The 18,473-nt window shown below is 35.9% G+C and carries 18 protein-coding genes and 1 tRNA gene; 2 read left to right on the plus strand and 17 right to left on the minus strand.

Annotated features, from left to right (window positions below; translation table 11 throughout):
• Positions 1-91: 91 nt before the first annotated feature.
• Entirely contained in the window at positions 92-310 is a 219-nt protein-coding gene (locus JUD45_RS06085) for a YneF family protein (protein WP_034531707.1), read from the minus strand.
• 70 nt (positions 311-380) lie between these two features.
• The gene (locus tag JUD45_RS06090) at positions 381-638 is read right to left on the minus strand and encodes a DUF896 domain-containing protein (RefSeq protein WP_034531709.1); all 258 of its coding nucleotides are present in this window, start codon (positions 636-638) and stop codon (positions 381-383) included.
• Positions 639-724: 86 nt separating this feature from the next.
• Here JUD45_RS06090 and lexA point away from each other — a divergent pair, with 86 nt between their 5' ends.
• Entirely contained in the window at positions 725-1,360 is a 636-nt protein-coding gene (gene lexA, locus JUD45_RS06095) for a transcriptional repressor LexA (RefSeq protein ID WP_034531710.1), read from the plus strand.
• Here lexA and JUD45_RS06100 read toward each other — a convergent pair.
• The 9 genes from JUD45_RS06100 to uvrC all read right to left on the minus strand — a co-directional run bounded on the left by JUD45_RS06100 (position 1,357) and on the right by uvrC (position 12,059).
• A complete protein-coding gene (locus JUD45_RS06100; protein ID WP_203619850.1) occupies positions 1,357-1,797 on the minus strand; it encodes a nucleoside 2-deoxyribosyltransferase in 441 nt (146 codons plus the stop codon). The two genes, lexA and JUD45_RS06100, sit on opposite strands and share 4 nt — an antisense overlap.
• A 9-nt stretch (positions 1,798-1,806) precedes the next feature.
• Positions 1,807-2,973 (minus strand): hydroxymethylglutaryl-CoA synthase, encoded by a 1,167-nt coding sequence (locus JUD45_RS06105; RefSeq protein ID WP_203619851.1) that lies wholly within the window; start codon positions 2,971-2,973, stop codon positions 1,807-1,809.
• Positions 2,974-3,076: 103 nt separating this feature from the next.
• Positions 3,077-4,222 (minus strand): family 20 glycosylhydrolase, encoded by a 1,146-nt coding sequence (locus JUD45_RS06110; protein ID WP_187155326.1) that lies wholly within the window; start codon positions 4,220-4,222, stop codon positions 3,077-3,079.
• Between the two features lie 683 nt (positions 4,223-4,905).
• Positions 4,906-4,992: transfer RNA gene (locus tag JUD45_RS06115), tRNA-Ser, on the minus strand.
• 32 nt (positions 4,993-5,024) lie between these two features.
• Positions 5,025-5,543, minus strand: a complete 519-nt coding sequence (locus JUD45_RS06120) for an adenine phosphoribosyltransferase (protein WP_034531719.1) — start codon at positions 5,541-5,543, stop codon at positions 5,025-5,027.
• Between the two features lie 20 nt (positions 5,544-5,563).
• Positions 5,564-7,867 carry a single-stranded-DNA-specific exonuclease RecJ gene (gene recJ, locus JUD45_RS06125; RefSeq protein ID WP_203619852.1) on the minus strand — a complete coding sequence of 768 codons (2,304 nt, stop codon included), beginning with the start codon at positions 7,865-7,867 and terminating at the stop codon, positions 5,564-5,566.
• Between the two features lie 18 nt (positions 7,868-7,885).
• On the minus strand, positions 7,886-8,821 hold the full coding sequence (rnz, locus tag JUD45_RS06130; protein ID WP_053796686.1) for a ribonuclease Z: 936 nt from the start codon (positions 8,819-8,821) through the stop codon (positions 7,886-7,888).
• A gap of 87 nt (positions 8,822-8,908) precedes the next feature.
• Positions 8,909-10,201 carry a GTPase ObgE gene (gene obgE, locus JUD45_RS06135; protein ID WP_041152372.1) on the minus strand — a complete coding sequence of 431 codons (1,293 nt, stop codon included), beginning with the start codon at positions 10,199-10,201 and terminating at the stop codon, positions 8,909-8,911.
• A gap of 70 nt (positions 10,202-10,271) precedes the next feature.
• Positions 10,272-12,059, minus strand: a complete 1,788-nt coding sequence (uvrC, locus tag JUD45_RS06140; protein WP_138727096.1) for an excinuclease ABC subunit UvrC — start codon at positions 12,057-12,059, stop codon at positions 10,272-10,274.
• Positions 12,060-12,146: 87 nt separating this feature from the next.
• On the opposite strand from uvrC, the gene JUD45_RS06145 reads away from it, so the two are divergent.
• Entirely contained in the window at positions 12,147-12,287 is a 141-nt protein-coding gene (locus JUD45_RS06145; RefSeq protein ID WP_167540463.1) for an SPJ_0845 family protein, read from the plus strand.
• 40 nt (positions 12,288-12,327) lie between these two features.
• On the opposite strand, the gene JUD45_RS06150 is transcribed toward JUD45_RS06145, so the two are convergent.
• The 6 genes from JUD45_RS06150 to JUD45_RS06175 all read right to left on the minus strand — a co-directional run bounded on the left by JUD45_RS06150 (position 12,328) and on the right by JUD45_RS06175 (position 18,473).
• On the minus strand, positions 12,328-12,600 hold the full coding sequence (locus tag JUD45_RS06150) for a nucleoside triphosphate pyrophosphohydrolase family protein (protein ID WP_034531728.1): 273 nt from the start codon (positions 12,598-12,600) through the stop codon (positions 12,328-12,330).
• Positions 12,601-13,191 (minus strand): ribosome biogenesis GTP-binding protein YihA/YsxC, encoded by a 591-nt coding sequence (gene yihA, locus JUD45_RS06155; protein WP_034531730.1) that lies wholly within the window; start codon positions 13,189-13,191, stop codon positions 12,601-12,603.
• A 143-nt stretch (positions 13,192-13,334) separates the two neighbouring features.
• On the minus strand, positions 13,335-14,570 hold the full coding sequence (gene clpX / locus JUD45_RS06160; protein WP_203619853.1) for an ATP-dependent Clp protease ATP-binding subunit ClpX: 1,236 nt from the start codon (positions 14,568-14,570) through the stop codon (positions 13,335-13,337).
• 140 nt (positions 14,571-14,710) lie between these two features.
• On the minus strand, positions 14,711-16,015 hold the full coding sequence (gene tig, locus JUD45_RS06165) for a trigger factor (protein WP_034531735.1): 1,305 nt from the start codon (positions 16,013-16,015) through the stop codon (positions 14,711-14,713).
• 167 nt (positions 16,016-16,182) lie between these two features.
• Positions 16,183-17,370 (minus strand): elongation factor Tu, encoded by a 1,188-nt coding sequence (tuf, locus tag JUD45_RS06170; RefSeq protein WP_053791852.1) that lies wholly within the window; start codon positions 17,368-17,370, stop codon positions 16,183-16,185.
• Between the two features lie 188 nt (positions 17,371-17,558).
• On the minus strand, positions 17,559-18,473 hold the full coding sequence (locus tag JUD45_RS06175; RefSeq protein ID WP_203619854.1) for a hypothetical protein: 915 nt from the start codon (positions 18,471-18,473) through the stop codon (positions 17,559-17,561).

Genomic DNA, 18,473 nt, shown 5'->3' on the forward strand with positions numbered 1-18,473 from the left:
TGTCACCGGTTGAATACCGGATCAATTCCTCCCAGAAAATAGCATAACCATCTTCCAATTTTAGGGGTTCAGGTCATAAGTCTTTTTTTATTTACTTGGCGTTAGCCTTCATACTGTTCATCATTTGATTTAACTTCTTAGCTGAAGGTTTTTGACCCATTTGTAGCATCATTGCTCTTAATTGATCCTTGTTAATTGGGGGATTATCTTTAAGATATTTTTCCATGTACTTACGTGCCATGAAGAATCCACCGATCAAACCTACGATTAAAGCTAAAAGAATTAGGATAATCCATAAGAATGTTGACATAATTCTTCCTCCTCCCGTTAGTTACTATTATTAATTTTACACAACTTAATTATTAAATTCAAAAAAAGTTTTAGTCGTCACGTAAACCTTTCTTACGTTGAACTTCCTTAACCTTTTCCGGTGTAACTTCTTTTCCTTCTTTATTGAAAACTTGAACCATTTCAATTTGGCTTCTCATGTTTTCTTTAAAGCGTTTTAGGTATTGTTTTCTAAGGTCAGCTCTTTCAGCTTCTTCTTCCTTAGTCAATCCACTTTCCTTAGCTTTGTGTGCTAATTCATTAATACGTGGAATAAGTTTCTTTAAAATTGGATCTTCTGCTTCTGACATTTCATTATCTCCTTTGCGAACATTTGTTTTTATTTTCCCGTTATGCTATATTAAAGCTATTATATTACAAGAAACGGGGTATTTATGTGACTTTTTCAAAAGAAGAAAAGACTTCTAAACAATTAGCTATTTTAGAATTTATCTGGAAAAGAATCAATAGCCAAGGCTATCCTCCTACAGTAAGAGAAATAGGTGAAGCCGTTAATCTTTCATCCACATCAACCGTCCATGGTCATTTAAGTCGCCTTGAAAAGAAGGGTTTTATCGTTAAAAACCCTGCTAAACCAAGAGCACTTGAAATTACCGAAGATGGTCTTAAGAAAATTGGTGTTAACACACACCCTGGTGAAATCCCTGTTTTAGGTACCGTTGCTGCTGGTGAACCAATCCTAGCGGTTGAAGATACATCAGAATACTTCTCAATGCCTGACCAATACGAAAACTCAGATGATGTTTTCATGTTAGTCATTCAAGGTGAAAGTATGATCAACATCGGTATTCTAAACGGTGATAAAGTCATCGTTAAAAAGCAATCAACCGCTGAAAATGGTGATATCGTCATTGCAATGACTGATGAAAACGAAGTCACTTGCAAACGATTCTTCAAGGAATCTGATCACTATCGCTTACAACCTGAAAACGATAACTTAGCTCCAATCATATTGGATCAAGTATCAATCGTTGGTAAGGTTGTTGGATTATACCGTGACAGTATTTTTTAAAATACTTCACCTTCGTAGTGATATTCAGGCATTTCTTTGAAATCAAACTTTTCAACATCGTCTACCTTTGTTAGATATGACTTAGATCCGTTTGATAACATCAAGTTAACAATCGCATCTTTTTCATGGAATAAAACAACTGGTTTATCAATTGCATAAGCATACCCAATTTCGAAAGCTGTACCGCTGTCAACGTTGTCGTCTACAAAGTCGATAATCGCGATAACGGCATCAGCTTTTTTTATTTCATCAACATCAAGTTGGAAAACATCTTTAGACCATTGGCTGCTACCAATTTCTGCCCCATCGTTTACGTTTGAGTTTCTTGGGCTAAAGTATCCTGAAACTGAAGGATTGTTATCCAATGCATTTTCAATTCTTTGAATACGGTCAATTTGTTCATCATCAAAAAATGGTCCTGCTAAATATAATTTCATGTCAGTCTCCTACTTTCTTCCATAAATTCTTTGGTGGTCTTTTACCCCTTCAAGGAAAAATTCCTCCTTATCATTACTAGTATCCAACTTGATATCACCATCAGCGATTGGAATCCAGTTAGTAAAGATTTCTTCGTATTCTTCAACGGAAACTTGTTTTCTTGACTTCAAAGCAGCATCTAATGATTTAGCTAATTCATCATTTCTAAAGTTATCCTTTAATTTCATGGAGAAAAATTCACCCTGTGCACCTGAACCATAACTGAATAGCGCAATACGATCACCAGATTGTAAGTCATTTGAGTTATTAATTAATGATAGGAAGTTCAAGTACAATGAACCGGTATATAGGTTACCAACATTTTCGTTGTAAATACGACCTTGTTCGAATTCTTTCTTCAAGTTAGCTTGTTGTTCTTCATCTGCTTCATCAATGATTGATCTTAATGCCTTAATTCCCATTTTTGGATAAGGTAAATGGAATGTCATTGCTTTGAAATCAGCGATCGTTTGACCGGTGATTTCCTTGTATTCATCCCATGTCTTCTTGAAGAAATCAACGTAAACATCATTTGAATAGTGACCATCAACAACGGCTTCTGTTCTATACAATGGTCTCCAGAAGTCCATTACATCATCAGAATAGAATGTGCTTGGGCCATCGAATTCGGCAATTGCAGGGTTGGCAGAAATTACCATGGCCACGGCTCCTCCACCTTGAGTAACCTCACCCGGTGTCTTAATACCGTATCTAGCAATATCGGCACCAATTACCAAGGCTTGTCTTTCAGGATGGTTTTGAACATATTCTTTGGCCATTTGAAGACCAGCGGTTGCACCATAACAAGCTTGCTTAACTTCAAAAGCACGAGCTCGACGGTTTAAACCTAACATGTTTTGTAAGTAAATTGCAGCAGATTTAGAGTTATCTACACCTGTTTCAGTTCCAAAAATAATTAAATCAATTTTTTTACGATTATCATCATCAATAATCTTGGTACAAGCATTTGCTGCCATTGTGACAACATCTTGGGTATTTGGAATTACAGCTTGTTTCTTTTGACCAATTCCAATTAAATACTTGTTTGGGTCTTCGTTTCTAGCGTTAGCTAGATCGACCATATCTAAATACATATCTGATGAGTAAAAACTCATCTTGTCAATTCCAACATTCATAATGATAATCCACACTTTCATATAAATATTATTTTAATTGTACTATGAAAAAACATTCTTAACAAAAGAAATAACAAAAAAGACGCACTGATAAGTGTGTCTTTTATTTTTCAAATTGTTTCTTAGCCTTTAGGAATGCATCAATATAGTAGTAAGTCTTTTGATAAGTTTGTTCACCTTTATATTGATTTGGGTACTCTCCCCAGATTGAGAATGCTGCTCCAATATTATTCTTGCTCTTTGCAAGATTCTTCTTTGATTGGTCATTCCACATACTCATCTTCCACTTCTTAAATTCCTTTGTCCAAATCTTCTTTGATTCTTTTGTGAAGGAAGTAGGATCTGTAATCATATATAGATAGTAGTTATTGTAGTTGATTGTCTTAAATCCTGCCTTGTTTAGTTCGGGTAAAGTTGCTCGCATTCTAATGTTATCTTTGCGATCTTTACTAGAACTAACTTCACCAGTCAAGCTCCAATAATTAATTAATATATCTTTATGGTACTTATTTAAAACCGCTTTATGGAAACTATCATTCCACATTTCCAGTCTCAAATTATGTTTCTTAACGTAGTCATCAATTGCATTAATATATTTTACAGCTGCCTTTTGATCACTTTTATTATTAATGGTAATTTCATCAGCCCCAACGATAATATGATATCCCTTTGGTAGTAATCCAACGTATTCACTTAATAGCTTTTTAGAGAAGTCCAGTGTAGCCTTCTTGTGGTAATACATTTCGTTATAACCATTTTTATTATCTAATTTCTTTGCTAATTTCTTACCAGCAGATGTATACGAAAGAAGCTTAATGATTGATTTATCATGTCCAGGTAAATCAATTTCAGGAATAACTTCAATTCCGTTTAAATAACCGTATTGAATAATATCCAATAATTGATCCTTAGTTAAAAAGGCTTTTTTAGTCTTTTTGTTATAATAAACTCCACTTTTTTCATATGAATTTTTAATTGTTTGTCCCAAGGTAGAACTTTCAACGCCATATCTTTCATTATCATTTAAGTGAAGTTGAAGATATGTACCATGATCTTTTTTAAGTAAATCAATGTACTTCTTGATTGTTGATGGAGCATAGTATGTTCTTGAACAATCTATGGACAAACCAATTCGCTTAGTATTGTTATTGGCTGCAGCTAAAGTCGTTTTAGTAATTGAAGCCATTTGAACAAAAATTAGAATTGCAGTTAATACAAATCCAACAATTAAATATCTTTTTTTTGGCATAATCACCACTCTTTTCTTTGCGATTATTATATTTTTTAGTATAGCATTAAAATTTCATAAATCTATCCATTTTGGGATTTTGTAATCATTATGAAATAGTTACATGTTAATAATAGCGTTTTAATCTTAAAGGTAATCTAAATCGAAAATATATATAATTCTATAGTTCACCTATGACTATACGATTAAGCATGATACCATTAATTATGTATAATAACATCATTAGATTGGAGTATTTGTTTATTTATGAAAAAAGCGTCATCAATTTTTATTAAGCTAATATGCACATTGTTAGAATTTTCTTTAATGCTAGCTACAGTGTTAGGGATTTGTTTTAACTGGGAATCAGCTTCGACTTACTCAAATAGTTTAAAAATATATTTTCTAATTTTCATTCAAATTATATTTGTATTGTTAGCATTAATTCAAATCATATCTTTCTACATCCATAAAATCGATTTAAAGAAAGAAATAATCCTCTCTGCCATGCTATTTATATTGGCCTTGATTCTTTACATACTACATGAATCTACAATTCAATTTCTTGTATGTATTTTACTTATCCTTATTTTAATAATAATTGACAAAAAATGTTTGGCTTAAATTAAAATACCTAAATAAAAAGCACCCTACCATCAGTATAGTAAGGTGCTTTTTTTATTTATGATCATGAAATTATCAAAAGGAGAGTACAGGAGTCGAACCTGCCCGCCGGTGTTACCGGGTCGTCGGATTTCGAGTCCGATGCATTACCGCTCTGCCAACTCTCCATAAAAAAGGATGCTCTAAGCATCCAATAAATTTAGTATTTTAGTAAGCTAAGAATATCGTAATCCTTAATCTTTTCTCTACCCTTTAATGCTTCAATTTCAACAATGAAAGCAGCTCCAACAACAATTCCGCCTAGTTGTTCAACAAGCTTGATTGTTGCTTCAATTGTTCCACCAGTTGCAAGTAAATCATCAGTGATAAGAACTCTTTGGCCAGGCTTTACAGCATCAGAATGTAGGTAAAGTGATGACTTTCCGTATTCTAATCCGTAAGAAGCACTAACTGTCTTACCTGGTAATTTACCCTTCTTTCTAGCTGGTACGAATCCAATGCCTAAATCATAAGCAACTGGACAACCAACAATGAAGCCACGCGCTTCGGGGCCAACGATTAAGTCGACTTTCTTTTCTTTAGCATATTTTACTATCTCATCGGTAGCTTGGTGATATGCTTGTCCATCTTCCATTAATGGTGAGATATCTCTAAATAAAACACCTGGTTCTGGAAAATCTTCGTAACTTGCAATGTAGTCATGCAAATCAAGTGCCATTAGCCAATAACTTCCTTTCATTAACCCAAACAAATGCGAATAGCTTGTTTAAACTTCTCTTTACTAATTATCAAAAGTTGTTTTTCAGCTTCGATTTGTTTCTCTCTATTCTGGTATGCGTGACTGTTTGATAAATCACTGTTAACCAGATTAGGATTATAATTCATAATTCCATCATTAATATAAACGAAATTTAATTCATTAAATACATCTACCATGAAGATAAATATATCACGGTCAATGCCTAAATAGCGACTAATTTCATCTACTTTATCATGTATCTGAATGTTGTTATGCGTCTTAATGAACTTAAATAGTTTAGCATATTGAGCACGGTTTGGCATCCCCTTTTTAAAAATATAATGATTTTTGAAAAGGTAAAATGTCACGCTATTAAAACTAATTTCACTTAAAGCATCCTGCAAATGTGAAATATCACTAGGACAATCAACAATTATTATATTATCAAATTTATCAAATGAAGACAAATCAGGATATAGACCAACTGTGGAGTCAGAGCCTACAAATGGACGCAACTTGTTGTATAGTTTTTCGTTAAAGAATAAGTATGCAGCAGCTGGTTCAAACATTTCTTTTGCAACAACTTGTGTTCTTTTATCAACAATTTCAACACCACTGCTGTACATATCATCCAACATGATTTGAATGGTTGTGCGTCCCTTCCAAGTATTCTTTTCCAAGTGACCAGCAACCTTCATTGCATCACTATTGGCCAATAAATCATCGGCCAGTGAACCATTCTTAAATGCTAGTACATTGACCTTACTACCATGATCAACCATTTGGAATTTTAGATGACTATTATCCTTACCCATTGTTTGAACGTTAGTAACGTTTTGTGGTGTAAATTCGAATACTGGGAATTCATTATCAGTACCAAATGGTGCCAATAATTGAACTTGGTTAAACAATTCTTCGTTTACATCACTGCAACTTAGGTCAGCAAAAATATTCAATGGTGCTTTGACTTTGTCAGATAATTCGTGTTCTTTTGCGTATTTATCTAAATGCTCTGTTAAGGCTGTAACATCATCTTCTTTGATGCTTAATCCAACAGCCATTTCATGGCCACCAAATGACACCATTTGATCTCTCATACCATTGATTGCATCGAATAAGTTAAATCCTTCAACACTTCTACCTGATCCCTTTAGGATTCTGGTATTAGTATCCAAATTCATCACAATACTTGGTTTATGGAATTGTTCTACCAAACGACTGGCAACAATTCCAACAACTCCTTCGTGCCAGTTTTGACCATATACGACCAATACAGCACTTTCTGGTTGAGTTTGAGCTTGAATAATTGCTTCGGTACTAATGTCTTCGACAAACTTACGACGCTTTTTATTTTGGTCTTCAGTGTCCTTAGCTAATTCTTCGGCCTTGATATCATCAAAGGTGGTTAGTAGTTCAACTCCGGAACTGGCACTACCCATTCGACCCAATGCGTTCAAGCGTGGTGCTAAACCAAAACCAATGCTTTGTTCGTTAACAACTTCTTTAATCCCGGCTAGCTTAGCTAAGCTGTATAAGCCTGGACGTTCAGTGTTAGCAATCATTTGTAGACCGTACTTTACAATCACCCTGTTTTCATCGGTTAAGGAAACCAAATCGGCAACGGTTCCAATTGCGGCTAAATCCAAGAATTCTTCTGGTAGTTCACCCAATAGCGCGGTTGCTACTTTAAAAGCGATTCCTACACCTGAGAATTCACCAAATGGGTATTCATGGCCAGGATATCTAGCATGCACAATTGCATAAGCATCAGGTAGTTCATCTGGCATTTGATGGTGATCGGTAATGATGACATCGCATCCCATTTCGTTTGCGACATCGACAGATTCTTTACCGGAGACACCGTTATCAACGGTCACCATTAACTTGGTCCCGTCATTAATTAAACGCTTGTATACTTCAGGATTTGGACCATAACCGTCGGTGAAACGATTAGGAACAAAGTATTCAACGTTGGCACCCAAATTTTCTAGTGTTTCATACATCACCGATGTACTTGTGATTCCATCAGCATCGTAATCCCCGTAAACGGTGATTTTTTCATCGTTTTCAATGGCACTAAAAATTCGTTTGCATGCCTTTTCCATGTCGTGCAACAAAAAAGGATCTCTTAGATCACTCAACTGAGGGTTTAAGAAACCATTTATCTTGTCTTCACTGTCGTATCCCTTCTCAATCAATGATTCGACAATTCTTGGGCTAATTGATAGTGATTTTCCAATTGTCGTAGCATCGTTTGAGAGTTTCGTATTCGTATGTTTCCAATCAAAATTAGCGGAGATCATCTAATCAATCCTTTTGTCTTAATTATTTTTTTCAAACGGTATATCGACTATATCAAAGTCCTTAACAACCTTGGTGTTATTAAAAACAGTCTTTGCTTGATTTTGTAATTCGTAAGCCATCTTACCAGTGTATCTTGCAGAAACGTGAGTAAGTAATAGTCGGCCAACCTTAGCCTTAGTTGCTAACTTAGCAGCTTGCATATTGGTTGAATGGTAGTAGTTGTGAGCTAATCTGCTTTCGCCCTTACCAAATGTACTTTCATGAACCAATACATCGGCATTTTGCGCCAAGTTGTAGCTGGTTGGGTTGCTTCTAGTATCACCAATGATGGTAACTGTCCTACCCTTTTGGGCAGGGCCAATGAAGTCTTGGCCATTAATTTCTCTACCGTCATCTAAAGTAACTGTTTCACCATTCTTAATCTTTCCGTATACCGGACCGGATGGAATGTTTGCTTCCTTTAGCTTGTCGACAAGTAGTTCACCTTGGTGGTCCTTTTCTTCGATTCTAAATCCGTAACAAGTAATTTGGTGATCTAATTCACCCATAGTTACCTTAAATTTATCATCTTCAAAGACAACACCCGGTTGTGATAATTCTTCAAAATTGATCTTGTAAGCAAGTTTAGTTTGAGATACTGATAAACTCACACGAACAAAGTCGGCGATTCCCTTTGGTCCATAAATTGTTAATGGAGTGTCGCCACCTTGGAATGAACGTGAACTTAATAGACCTGGCAAACCAAAAATATGATCACCATGTAAGTGGGTAATGAAAATTTTATTGATTTTACGAGGCTTTAAGTTAGATCTCAAGATTTGTTGTTGAGTACCTTCACCACAATCAAACAACCATACTGAGTTGCATTCATCCAATAGTTTTAATGCTGTTGCAGCCACATTTCTAAATTTACCTGGAACCCCTGATCCAGTTCCTAAAAATTCTAATTGCATAAATTCATTTTTCCTTTTCTATTCGTAATATTCGATATATAAATTGTAGCACATAAAAAAAGATGGGATTAGTCCCATCTACTTTTATTAGTCCACAAATGAGAATGTGAAGTCTAGAATTGAAACCATGTCGCCGTCTTTTGCGCCATGTTCTCTTAGTGCGTCATCTACACCCATTCCCTTAAGCTGTCTTGCGAAACGTAGCATACTTTGGTCGTGAGTTGTATCTGTCATTTGGAATAGACGTTCAATCTTCTTACCGTAAAGAACCCAGACACCGTCTTCATCACGTCTGATGTTGAATGGTGCTTCTTCGTCGTCAGCATTGTATTCAACTTCTTCATCAACGTCTTCAACGTCAGTGATTGGGAACTTAGGAGTAGTTTCCAATAGGTCTGAAGTCTTAGAAATTAATTCCTTAAGACCTTCATGGGTGATTGAAGAAATAGCCAACACTTCGTGAGCTAATTCATCGTCTTTGATTTGTTCTTTAAATGTTTCTAGATTTTCAGCAGCATCAGGCATATCCATCTTGGTTGCTACCACGATTTGTGGTCGTTTTAGCAGATTTTCATCGTACTTAGCTAATTCGTCGTTAATCTTCTTGTAGTCAACGTAAGGATCTCTTCCTTCTTGGCCACTCATATCAACTAAGTGCAAGATGACACGTGTTCTTTCAACGTGACGTAGGAATTGGAAACCTAAACCAATTCCAGATGATGCTCCTTCAATTAATCCAGGTAAATCGGCAATTACGAAGTCTCTACCGTCATCTAGTCTAACCATCCCTAGGTTAGGTACCAATGTTGTAAAGTGGTATTCAGCAACCTTAGGCTTTGAACTAGTGATTGTAGATAGTAGTGTTGATTTACCAACTGATGGAAATCCAACTAGTCCAACATCAGCTAATACTTTAAGTTCTAAACGAATGTTTAATTCTTCACCAGGTTCACCGTTTTCGGCAATTTCTGGTGCTGAGTTCTTGGCAGATGCGAAGTGGGTGTTTCCACGTCCACCACGTCCACCTTTCAATGCAACGTATTCATCATCCGGATTTACCAAGTCAAATAACAATTGGTTGGTATCATCGTTATATACTGATGTTCCTTCTGGAAGATAAATATATAAATCATCGGCACTCTTACCGGTCATTCGCTTATTTCCACCGTCTGCCCCGTTTTTAGCGGCAAACTTACGCTTATATCTGAAGTCCATCAAGGTGTTCATCCCTGTGTCCACAGCGAAAATAACGCTTCCTCCGCGGCCACCATCACCACCGGCAGGTCCACCGTTTGGAACGTATTTTTCTCTTCTAAAGGCAACGATTCCGTTACCACCTTTTCCTGACTTTACATTAATTTTTACTTGATCAACAAACATGTTATCTCCGCTCTACTTTTTATTTTATACATAGTATAACTTTATTTTTAAAGACCGTAAACAGTCCACATCATTTTTCAATATTATTTAATGAGTATTTGATATTCTTTGCTGTTTTGGTATTAATCCCTAACGCCTCAATTTCATTAATTGGTGCGTTGGCGATTTTCTTCATTGTCTTAAACTTGTTCAACAACTTACTTCTAGTCTTTGGTCCAACTCCCTCGATTGTATCAAGTTCCGAACTAAGTGAATGCTTAGTGTGAACTTGTCGATGGAAGTTAATCGCAAATCTATGAACTTCGTCTTGAATTCTTTGAACAAGGTAGAAGGCCTGACTCTTTGGATTCAATGAGATATGTTCATCCAATTGTCCAAATAATAAGTCGGCAGTCTTATGCTTATCGTTCTTAACCATTCCGGCAACCGGAATTTCCAAACCTAACTCGTTTTCCAAAACATCCTTAACGGCATTCAATTGGATTTCTCCACCATCCATTAGGATTAGGTCTGGTAAGTCAGCATGTTCCTTCAAAAGTCTTGTATATCTTCTTCTAATAACTTCTCTGGTACTTGCTGCTTCATCGGCATGATCTTCGTTTTTGAGTTTATATTTACGATAAGCGTTCTTATTTGGTTTCCCATCCACAAACTGAATCATGGCTGAAACAATGTCAGCCCCTTGAATATGGGAGTGGTCAAAGGCTTCAATCGTTTTAGCTGAAGAAATGTTCAAGGCCACCGCCAATTCATCAGCAGCTCCCTTAGTCTTGATGTTATCTAGTTCCATTAAACGGAACTTTTCATCCAATACTAGTTTGGCATTCTTTTGAGCCATATCGATTAAGTCTTTCTTTTGTCCCCTTTGCGGAACCCTAACCGGCGTCCCAATCGCTTCTGAAATCAAATCAGCATCCAACGTTTCTGGAATTAAAACTTCCTTTGGTGTTTGGTGATTTTCTTCAGAATAGAACTGACCAATGAAGTCTTCCATTGTTTCGACTGGGTCATCGACAATTGGGAAACTACGCTTAACCCGTTTCAATAAACGAGCTTGTCTGATGAAGAAGATTTGAATTGAAATCCATCCGTGGTTCACATAGTAATTGAAAATGTCACGAGGTGTGGTGTCATTTGAAATAATCTTTTGTTTTTCCACAGTGATTTCAATGTACTTCAATTGATCCCTAATTTCAGCAGCTCTTTCATATTGTAATGAGTCCGCCGCAATCTTCATCTTTTCGGTTAACATCTTCTTGGCAATTCCCACATCTCCATTTAAAAACGACTTAATGTGGCGAATTTGGTTTTGATATTCAGACTTAGGAACCTTTTTAAAACAAGCTCCCAAGCATTGTCCCATGTGATAGTAAAGACAAGGTCTGTGTTGATAACCATTACATCTTCTCAAGGGATAAACCTTTTGTAAGAAGTGCAAAGTTTCATCAGCAGCGTATACGTTTGGATAAGGGCCAAAGTAGTATCCCCCGTCTTTTTTAATGGTGTTAACAATTTTTAGTTGTGGATCACGTTCGTTTGTAATCTTGATATATGGGTATCCACCATTACCTTGTTTTAACTGAATGTTATAGTAAGGTCGATGCTTTTGAATCAAAGTGATTTCTAGTAGGAATGCTTCTTTGTCATTAGTCGTAATAATGGTTTCGAAGTCCCTGATTTGTGAAACCAACTTGGCTGTCTTTCCCTCATGGCTACTCTTAAAGTATGACCTAACACGATTCTTTAGATTCTTTGCCTTACCAACGTAAATAATCTTACCTAGTTTATCCTTCATCAAATAACATCCAGGCAAATCTGGTAATAATCTAAGTTTATGCTCAATGTGTGAAGTTGCCATTTTATCACCTCGTTTGAAAAAACACTTCAATATGACAAATTCGATTTAATTTGCTATCATATACCATAAATAAGGAGATGCATAATTATGGGTTTAAATATTCAACGTAACAACGACTTAAATGCTATGTTCGATAAGTTTGCCAAACTTGACACTAAGAACGAAGATCGCGATAAATTTTTAAAACGTAAAGATAAAAAATCAACCGATAAAAAGAAAGAAAAATAATATAATTTAGGCATCACAATTAAATTGTGATGCCTATTTTTTATTGTTTATTTAGGCGGTTAATATTGAATTCAGCAATTTCTTCAAAATCAATATTGTTCCATTCTGCAACTTGAGATAGGTACCAAAGTACGTCACCCATTTCCTTAACTAACTTTTCACGATCTAGTGAATCGCCATGGAAAGTGTACTTCTTAACTAGGTCAACAACTTGACCAGTTTCACTAGCTAATCCTAGTGCACAGTTAGTTAAAACTTGTTCATTTCCGTGTAGTGTTTTGTTTGCAGCTTTTTGGTAATCGTTAAATTCCACTTATTTTACCCCCGTTTTACTTTCGATCCATTTCCAAACTTCTTCTTTTCCGTACTTACTTAAAGCAGAGAATAATTGTATTTCATCACCGTCGTTTAAGTCAACAGTCTTGTTTAAAATACTTACTTCTTTATTCCACTTGCTCTTTGGAGTCTTATCCATCTTAGTAGCCAAGACTAAAGTTGGAATGTCATAGTATTTTAGAAACTCGTACATTTGCAAGTCATCTTGACTTGGTGCACGTCTACCGTCAATTAATAGAACAACCCCTTTTAGTTGTCTTCTGGTGGTTAGATATGTTTCAATCATTTCTCCCCATTTAGCACGTTGTGCCTTTGAAATTTTCGCATAACCATAACCTGGAATATCAACAAAGAATAGTTTTTCGTCTAAGTTATAGAAGTTCAATGTTTGAGTCTTTCCTGGTTTGTTAGAAGTTCTAGCATAACCGTTACGGTTAATTAACACATTGGTTAAAGAAGATTTTCCCACATTGGAGCGACCAACCAATGCAATTTCTGGATATCCATTACTTGGGTATTGTTTTGGTTCCACCGCACTGATATCGATATTGACGTTGTGTACATCCATCTTAATTCACTCGTTTCTGTAATTTTATATATCAATTTTACCATAAAAAAGGCACCTTCATAAATGCATTTACCACAAAAATACCTTTTAATTATTTAAAAAAACAAAAGGCCCTACAGTGTTAAACACTGTAAGGCTTTTTATTATTGAGCTTCTTTTACAATCTTTGGTTCTGATTTTTTCAAAACAGAGTCAGCGGTAACGATAACTTTCTTAACGTCCTTATCGCTTGGTACTTCGTACATGATATCTCTCATGGTATCTTCCATGATGGATCTCAATCCACGAGCACCGGTCTTTCTTTCGATGGCTGTATGAGCCATTTCCTTTAGGGCATCGTCTTCAAATTCTAGTTCGACACCATCGATTGACATTAGTTTAACGTATTGCTTAACCAATGCATTCTTAGGTTCGGTTAGAATTCTAACCAAGTCTTCTTCACTTAACTTGTTTAAGGCAGTAAGAATTGGTAAACGACCGATAAATTCAGGGATTAGACCAAATTGTAGCAAGTCACTTGGGATAACATGTTGCATGATGTTATCATCGTTAACTTTAGCTGCTTCACTGGAATCAGTACCGAATCCAATGGTCTTATCTCCTAAACGGTGTTTTACGATGTCTTGAATACCATCAAAGGCACCACCAACAATGAATAAAATGTTCTTAGTATCAATTTGAATCATTTCTTGTTGTGGATGCTTTCTACCACCATTAGGTGGAACACTAGCAACAGTACCTTCTAAGATCTTCAATAGCGCTTGTTGAACACCTTCACCGGAAACATCACGTGTGATTGAAACATTTTCAGATTTCTTAGCAATCTTATCAATTTCATCAACGTAGATGATTCCCTTTTCAGCTCTTTCAACATCAAAGTCAGCATTTTGAAGTAGCTTTAATAAGATGTTTTCAACGTCTTCACCCACATAACCAGCTTCGGTAAGGGTTGTAGCATCTGCAATTGCAAATGGAACGTTTAAAATACGAGCTAGTGATTGAGCAAGGTATGTTTTACCTGAACCAGTAGGTCCAATGATTGAAATATTACTCTTTTGTAGTTCAGTATCGCCGTCATCATCTAAGTTATTAACACGTTTGTAATGGTTGTATACAGCAACAGCTAAGGTCTTCTTAGCTTCATCTTGACCAATTACGTAATCGTTTAACTTATCAACGATTTCCTTTGGACTTAATGATTTGATTGTTGTATCTGCATTTTCTTGTGCTAATTCTTCGTCGACGATATCTTTACATAAATCGATACATTCATTACAAATGTATACGCCAGGTCCCGCGACGATTTTCTTTACTTGATCTTGTGATTTACCACAAAAAGAACAAGTAATGGGGCCTTTTCCTTCATTATCTTCAAACAAAAACTTCACCCCTATATAATTCCGATATTATTCTAAATAATACCACATTATTAATGTTGATAACATCATAATGCTTTAGTTTAAAAAAGGTCCAATTAACGAATTGTTAACTGGACCTTTAATATTAACAAAAGTCGAAATTATTTGTTAATTTTTGACTTTGGTTCTTGTTTTGCGTTGTCAGTGATTAACTTAACAGCGTTTTGGATTGAAATATCATGTTTCAACATGTCTTCAGTTAAAGCTCCACGTACGGCTTCTTCTTTCATACCGTATTGAGCAGCTAAGTCCTTAACTTGTTGATCGATTTCTTCTTGTGAAGGAACGATGTTAGCATCCTTAACAATTGCTTCTAATACAAGGTTAGTCTTAACACGTTCGTCAGCACCTTGAGCAAATTGTTTCTTCAAGTCTTCTGGTTTAGTACCAGTTAGTTGGAAGTACATTTCAGCATTGATACCTTGTTGTTGCATGCTTGCAAGGTATTGATCCATTTGACGTTGAACGTCTTCATCGATCATTGCTTGAGGAATTTCTTTAACAGTAGCGTTTGCTACAGCACCCTTAATAGCTTCGTCTTCAACTTGAGTTTCACCTTCGGCCTTCTTTTGGTCCTTTAGTTGGTCCTTAATCTTAGCCTTTAGTTCTTCTAGACTGTCAACATCTTCGTCAACGTCCTTAGCAAATTCGTCATCTAGTTCAGGCATTTGCTTTTCTTTAACTTCGTGAATCTTAGTCTTGAAAGTAGCTTCTTTTGATGCTAATTCTTTAGCTTGGTAATCTTCTGGGAAAGTTACCTTAACATCAACATCTTCACCAGCTTTGTGGCCAACTAGTTGGTCTTCAAAGCCTGGGATAAATGATTTTGAACCTAATTCTAGTGAGTAGTTAGTTGCTTGGCCACCATCAAATTGTTTGCCGTCAACGTAACCATCAAAATCGATAACAACAGTGTCACCGTTTTCAGCAGCCTTGTCTTCTTTTAGAACAAGTTCTGCTTGGTTCTTACGCATGTCTTCAATCTTAGCGTCTACATCTTTTTGGTAAACACGAGTGTTTGGTTTTTCAACAACGATTCCTTTGTAATCACCTAGTTCTACATCTGGCTTAACAGTAACGTTAGCTTTTAGAACCCATGGTTGATCCTTTTCTAGACTATCAATGTTAACTTCTGGTTGAGCAACTGGTTCAATGCCAGTTTCCTTGATAGCTTCACTGTATGCTTCTGGTAAAAGAATGTTTAAAGCGTCTTGGTATAGAGCTTCTTCACCGTACATTTCGTTAAATACTTGGCGTGAAACTTTTCCCTTACGGAAACCAGGAACAGTGATGTTTTTCTTGTTCTTGTTGAAGGCTTGATCTAAACCTTCTTTTACTTTGTCAACACTAATTTCGAATGTTAGTTCACCGTCATTAGTGCCTTTTTTTTCCCATTTAGCTGACATTATTTTCCCTCCGACATGAAAATATAATTTTTACAATTTTCTTCTAATTGCGCACCTCTATATTTTAACGTAACACAAGTAAAAAGTAAATAATTATAGGTCTTTCGCTTATTTTTATGTACAAAAAAAGATCCAGATAAAAATCTGAATCTCTTTTTTAGAATTGATTATTCTTCGATGTCTGAAACAACACCGGCACCAACAGTGTGACCACCTTCACGAACAGTGAACTTAGTTCCCTTTTCGATGGCAACTGGCTTAGTTAGCTTAACGTTGAATTCAACGTTATCACCAGGCATAACCATTTCAACACCGTCTTCTAGTTCGATAACACCAGTAACGTCAGTGGTGTGGAAGTAGAATTGTGGACGGTAGTTTGAGAAGAATGGAGTATGACGTCCACCTTCTTCTTTACTCAAAGCATATACTTGAGCTTTGAATTCAGTATGAGTCTTGATTGAACCAGGAGCAGCGATAACTTGACCACGTACAACTTGTTCACGGTTTACACCACGAAGTAACATACCAACGTTATCTCCGGCTTCACCTTCGTCAAGAGTCTTACGGAACATTTCTAGACCAGTAACAGTAGTCTTTAAGATGTCTTCAACAAGACCGATGATTTCAACTTCGTCACCAATCTTAACAACACCACGGTCGATACGTCCTGAAGCAACAGTACCACGACCAGTGATAGTAAATACATCTTCAACAGGCATTAGTAATGGTTTTGAAGCATCACGTTCTGGAGTTGGGATGTATTCGTCAACAACATCCATTAAGTGTAGGATTACGTCTTTTTGTTCTTGGTCGTCTTGTAGAGCCTTTAGAGCTGAACCACGAACAACTGGAATATCATCACCAGGGTAATCGTATTCTGAAAGTAATTCACGTACTTCCATTTCAACTAAGTCAACTAATTCATCATCGTCAACTAAGTCAGTCTTGTTTAAGAATACAACGATGTATTCAACACCAACTTGGCGAGCTAGAAGAATGTGTTCACGAGTTTGTGGCATAGGACCATCAGTTGCGGCAACAACTAGGATGGCACCATCCATTTGAGCGGCACCAGTGATCATGTTCTTAACGTAGTCAGCATGTCCTGGGGCATCAATATGAGCGTAGTGACGCTTTTCAGTTGAGTATTCAACGTGAGCAGTGTTGATTGTGATACCACGTTCACGTTCTTCTGGAGCAGCATCGATTTGAGCGTAATCAGAAGCGTCTGCTAGACCCTTTTCTGAAAGCACTTTAGTGATAGCTGCAGTTAAAGTAGTCTTACCATGATCAATATGGCCAATAGTACCAATATTTACATGGGGTTTTGTTCTTTCATAATGTTCTTTTGCCATTTATGAAAACCTCCTATAAATTTCGAAAGATTTGAGTTAGCAAATGCTAACTCATCTTTATGATTTATTATACTACATCTTCTCAAAAAGACAAAATCACATATCAGTCTCAAGAAGAATTCCTTTAATATTATAGCTACTGTATTTTTATTTGTAAACACAAAAAAAGCATATTTAACAATTTTATTCTATTTAATTGAATTAAATTGTCGCTTTATAATTTCGATTAATTTTACATAATCATCATTATCATCTTCAGTGTACTCTTTTGCGCTTAGATATGCCTGTATTGACAGGTCATACCACCTGTTTGCATCCAGGATTATTTCATCATTGAATGGGTACATCAAAATTGATTGATGTTGGAAATAACTACTCAATAGCATGAACTTTTCTGGATCCATCATGTACTCATCAGTTAATCGATTAAAGATAAGTTGATATGAGTTCATATCTTGAAGTGATTTAATTTCACCCATCTTAACTTTCTTTGTCTTTCCATCAATCCACATCATGTCGACGACCTCATTTGAACCGACTTTTCTTAACGTGTCGATTACCTCTGCTTTAATAACAGATTGGACAAATGGGTCCATCAAAACAAATCGACTGTATTTTAAAAATTCATCGTATGGTAAATGCTGTCCATTTAAAAACGATTCCTTTTGCCAATACATCGTTTGCTTACTACTTATATGGTAGAACTTTTGTGCAAGTTGATGAATTTCTTCACTTGAATTACTTCTAAAAGAAGCTTCGCTTTCTTCAATTAGCTTTAAGCCAGCATAGTAATAGCTATCGTTTGCCTTAAATGTTTCAACAATTTCTCTGGATTTAATGTATTCATTGTTCTTCAACAACACATTAATCATTAATAAAAAGTCCTGCTCGTTTGTCGTAAACGCATTAGGATTTTCCATGACTTCTTTTCTTGCTTCAACATATTGCTTTAAGCTAAAAAGAGATTGAACTAATAATACTTCAATCTCATCGCTTGGCTGATCTTCTAAGTAATTTTTGGCTTTGTTGATAGCTAGTTGATATTGTTTGTCAACAATGTTTGATGCAATATCCTTAGCTATTTGTGAACTATGTTCATCCAT

This window comes from Apilactobacillus nanyangensis (genome assembly GCF_016861915.1).
Classification (GTDB): Bacteria; Bacillota; Bacilli; order Lactobacillales; family Lactobacillaceae; genus Apilactobacillus; species Apilactobacillus nanyangensis.

Bases quoted from the DNA above. Each gene is read 5' to 3' on its own strand.
- tig (WP_034531735.1), bottom strand. From the start codon at position 16,015: ATGTCAGCTAAATGGGAAAAAAAAGGCACTAATGACGGTGAACTAACA.
- rnz (WP_053796686.1), bottom strand. From the start codon at position 8,821: ATGCAATTAGAATTTTTAGGAACTGGATCAGGGGTTCCAGGTAAATTT.
- JUD45_RS06120 (WP_034531719.1), bottom strand. From the start codon at position 5,543: ATGGCACTTGATTTGCATGACTACATTGCAAGTTACGAAGATTTTCCA.
- JUD45_RS06085 (WP_034531707.1), bottom strand. From the start codon at position 310: ATGTCAACATTCTTATGGATTATCCTAATTCTTTTAGCTTTAATCGTA.
- JUD45_RS06175 (WP_203619854.1), bottom strand. From the start codon at position 18,473: ATGGATGAACATAGTTCACAAATAGCTAAGGATATTGCATCAAACATT.
- uvrC (WP_138727096.1), bottom strand. From the start codon at position 12,059: ATGGCAACTTCACACATTGAGCATAAACTTAGATTATTACCAGATTTG.
- JUD45_RS06145 (WP_167540463.1), top strand. From the start codon at position 12,147: ATGGGTTTAAATATTCAACGTAACAACGACTTAAATGCTATGTTCGAT.
- yihA (WP_034531730.1), bottom strand. From the start codon at position 13,191: ATGGATGTACACAACGTCAATATCGATATCAGTGCGGTGGAACCAAAA.
- tuf (WP_053791852.1), bottom strand. From the start codon at position 17,370: ATGGCAAAAGAACATTATGAAAGAACAAAACCCCATGTAAATATTGGT.
- JUD45_RS06100 (WP_203619850.1), bottom strand. From the start codon at position 1,797: ATGAAATTATATTTAGCAGGACCATTTTTTGATGATGAACAAATTGAC.
- JUD45_RS06110 (WP_187155326.1), bottom strand. From the start codon at position 4,222: ATGCCAAAAAAAAGATATTTAATTGTTGGATTTGTATTAACTGCAATT.
- JUD45_RS06090 (WP_034531709.1), bottom strand. From the start codon at position 638: ATGTCAGAAGCAGAAGATCCAATTTTAAAGAAACTTATTCCACGTATT.
- JUD45_RS06105 (WP_203619851.1), bottom strand. From the start codon at position 2,973: ATGAATGTTGGAATTGACAAGATGAGTTTTTACTCATCAGATATGTAT.
- recJ (WP_203619852.1), bottom strand. From the start codon at position 7,867: ATGATCTCCGCTAATTTTGATTGGAAACATACGAATACGAAACTCTCA.
- obgE (WP_041152372.1), bottom strand. From the start codon at position 10,201: ATGTTTGTTGATCAAGTAAAAATTAATGTAAAGTCAGGAAAAGGTGGT.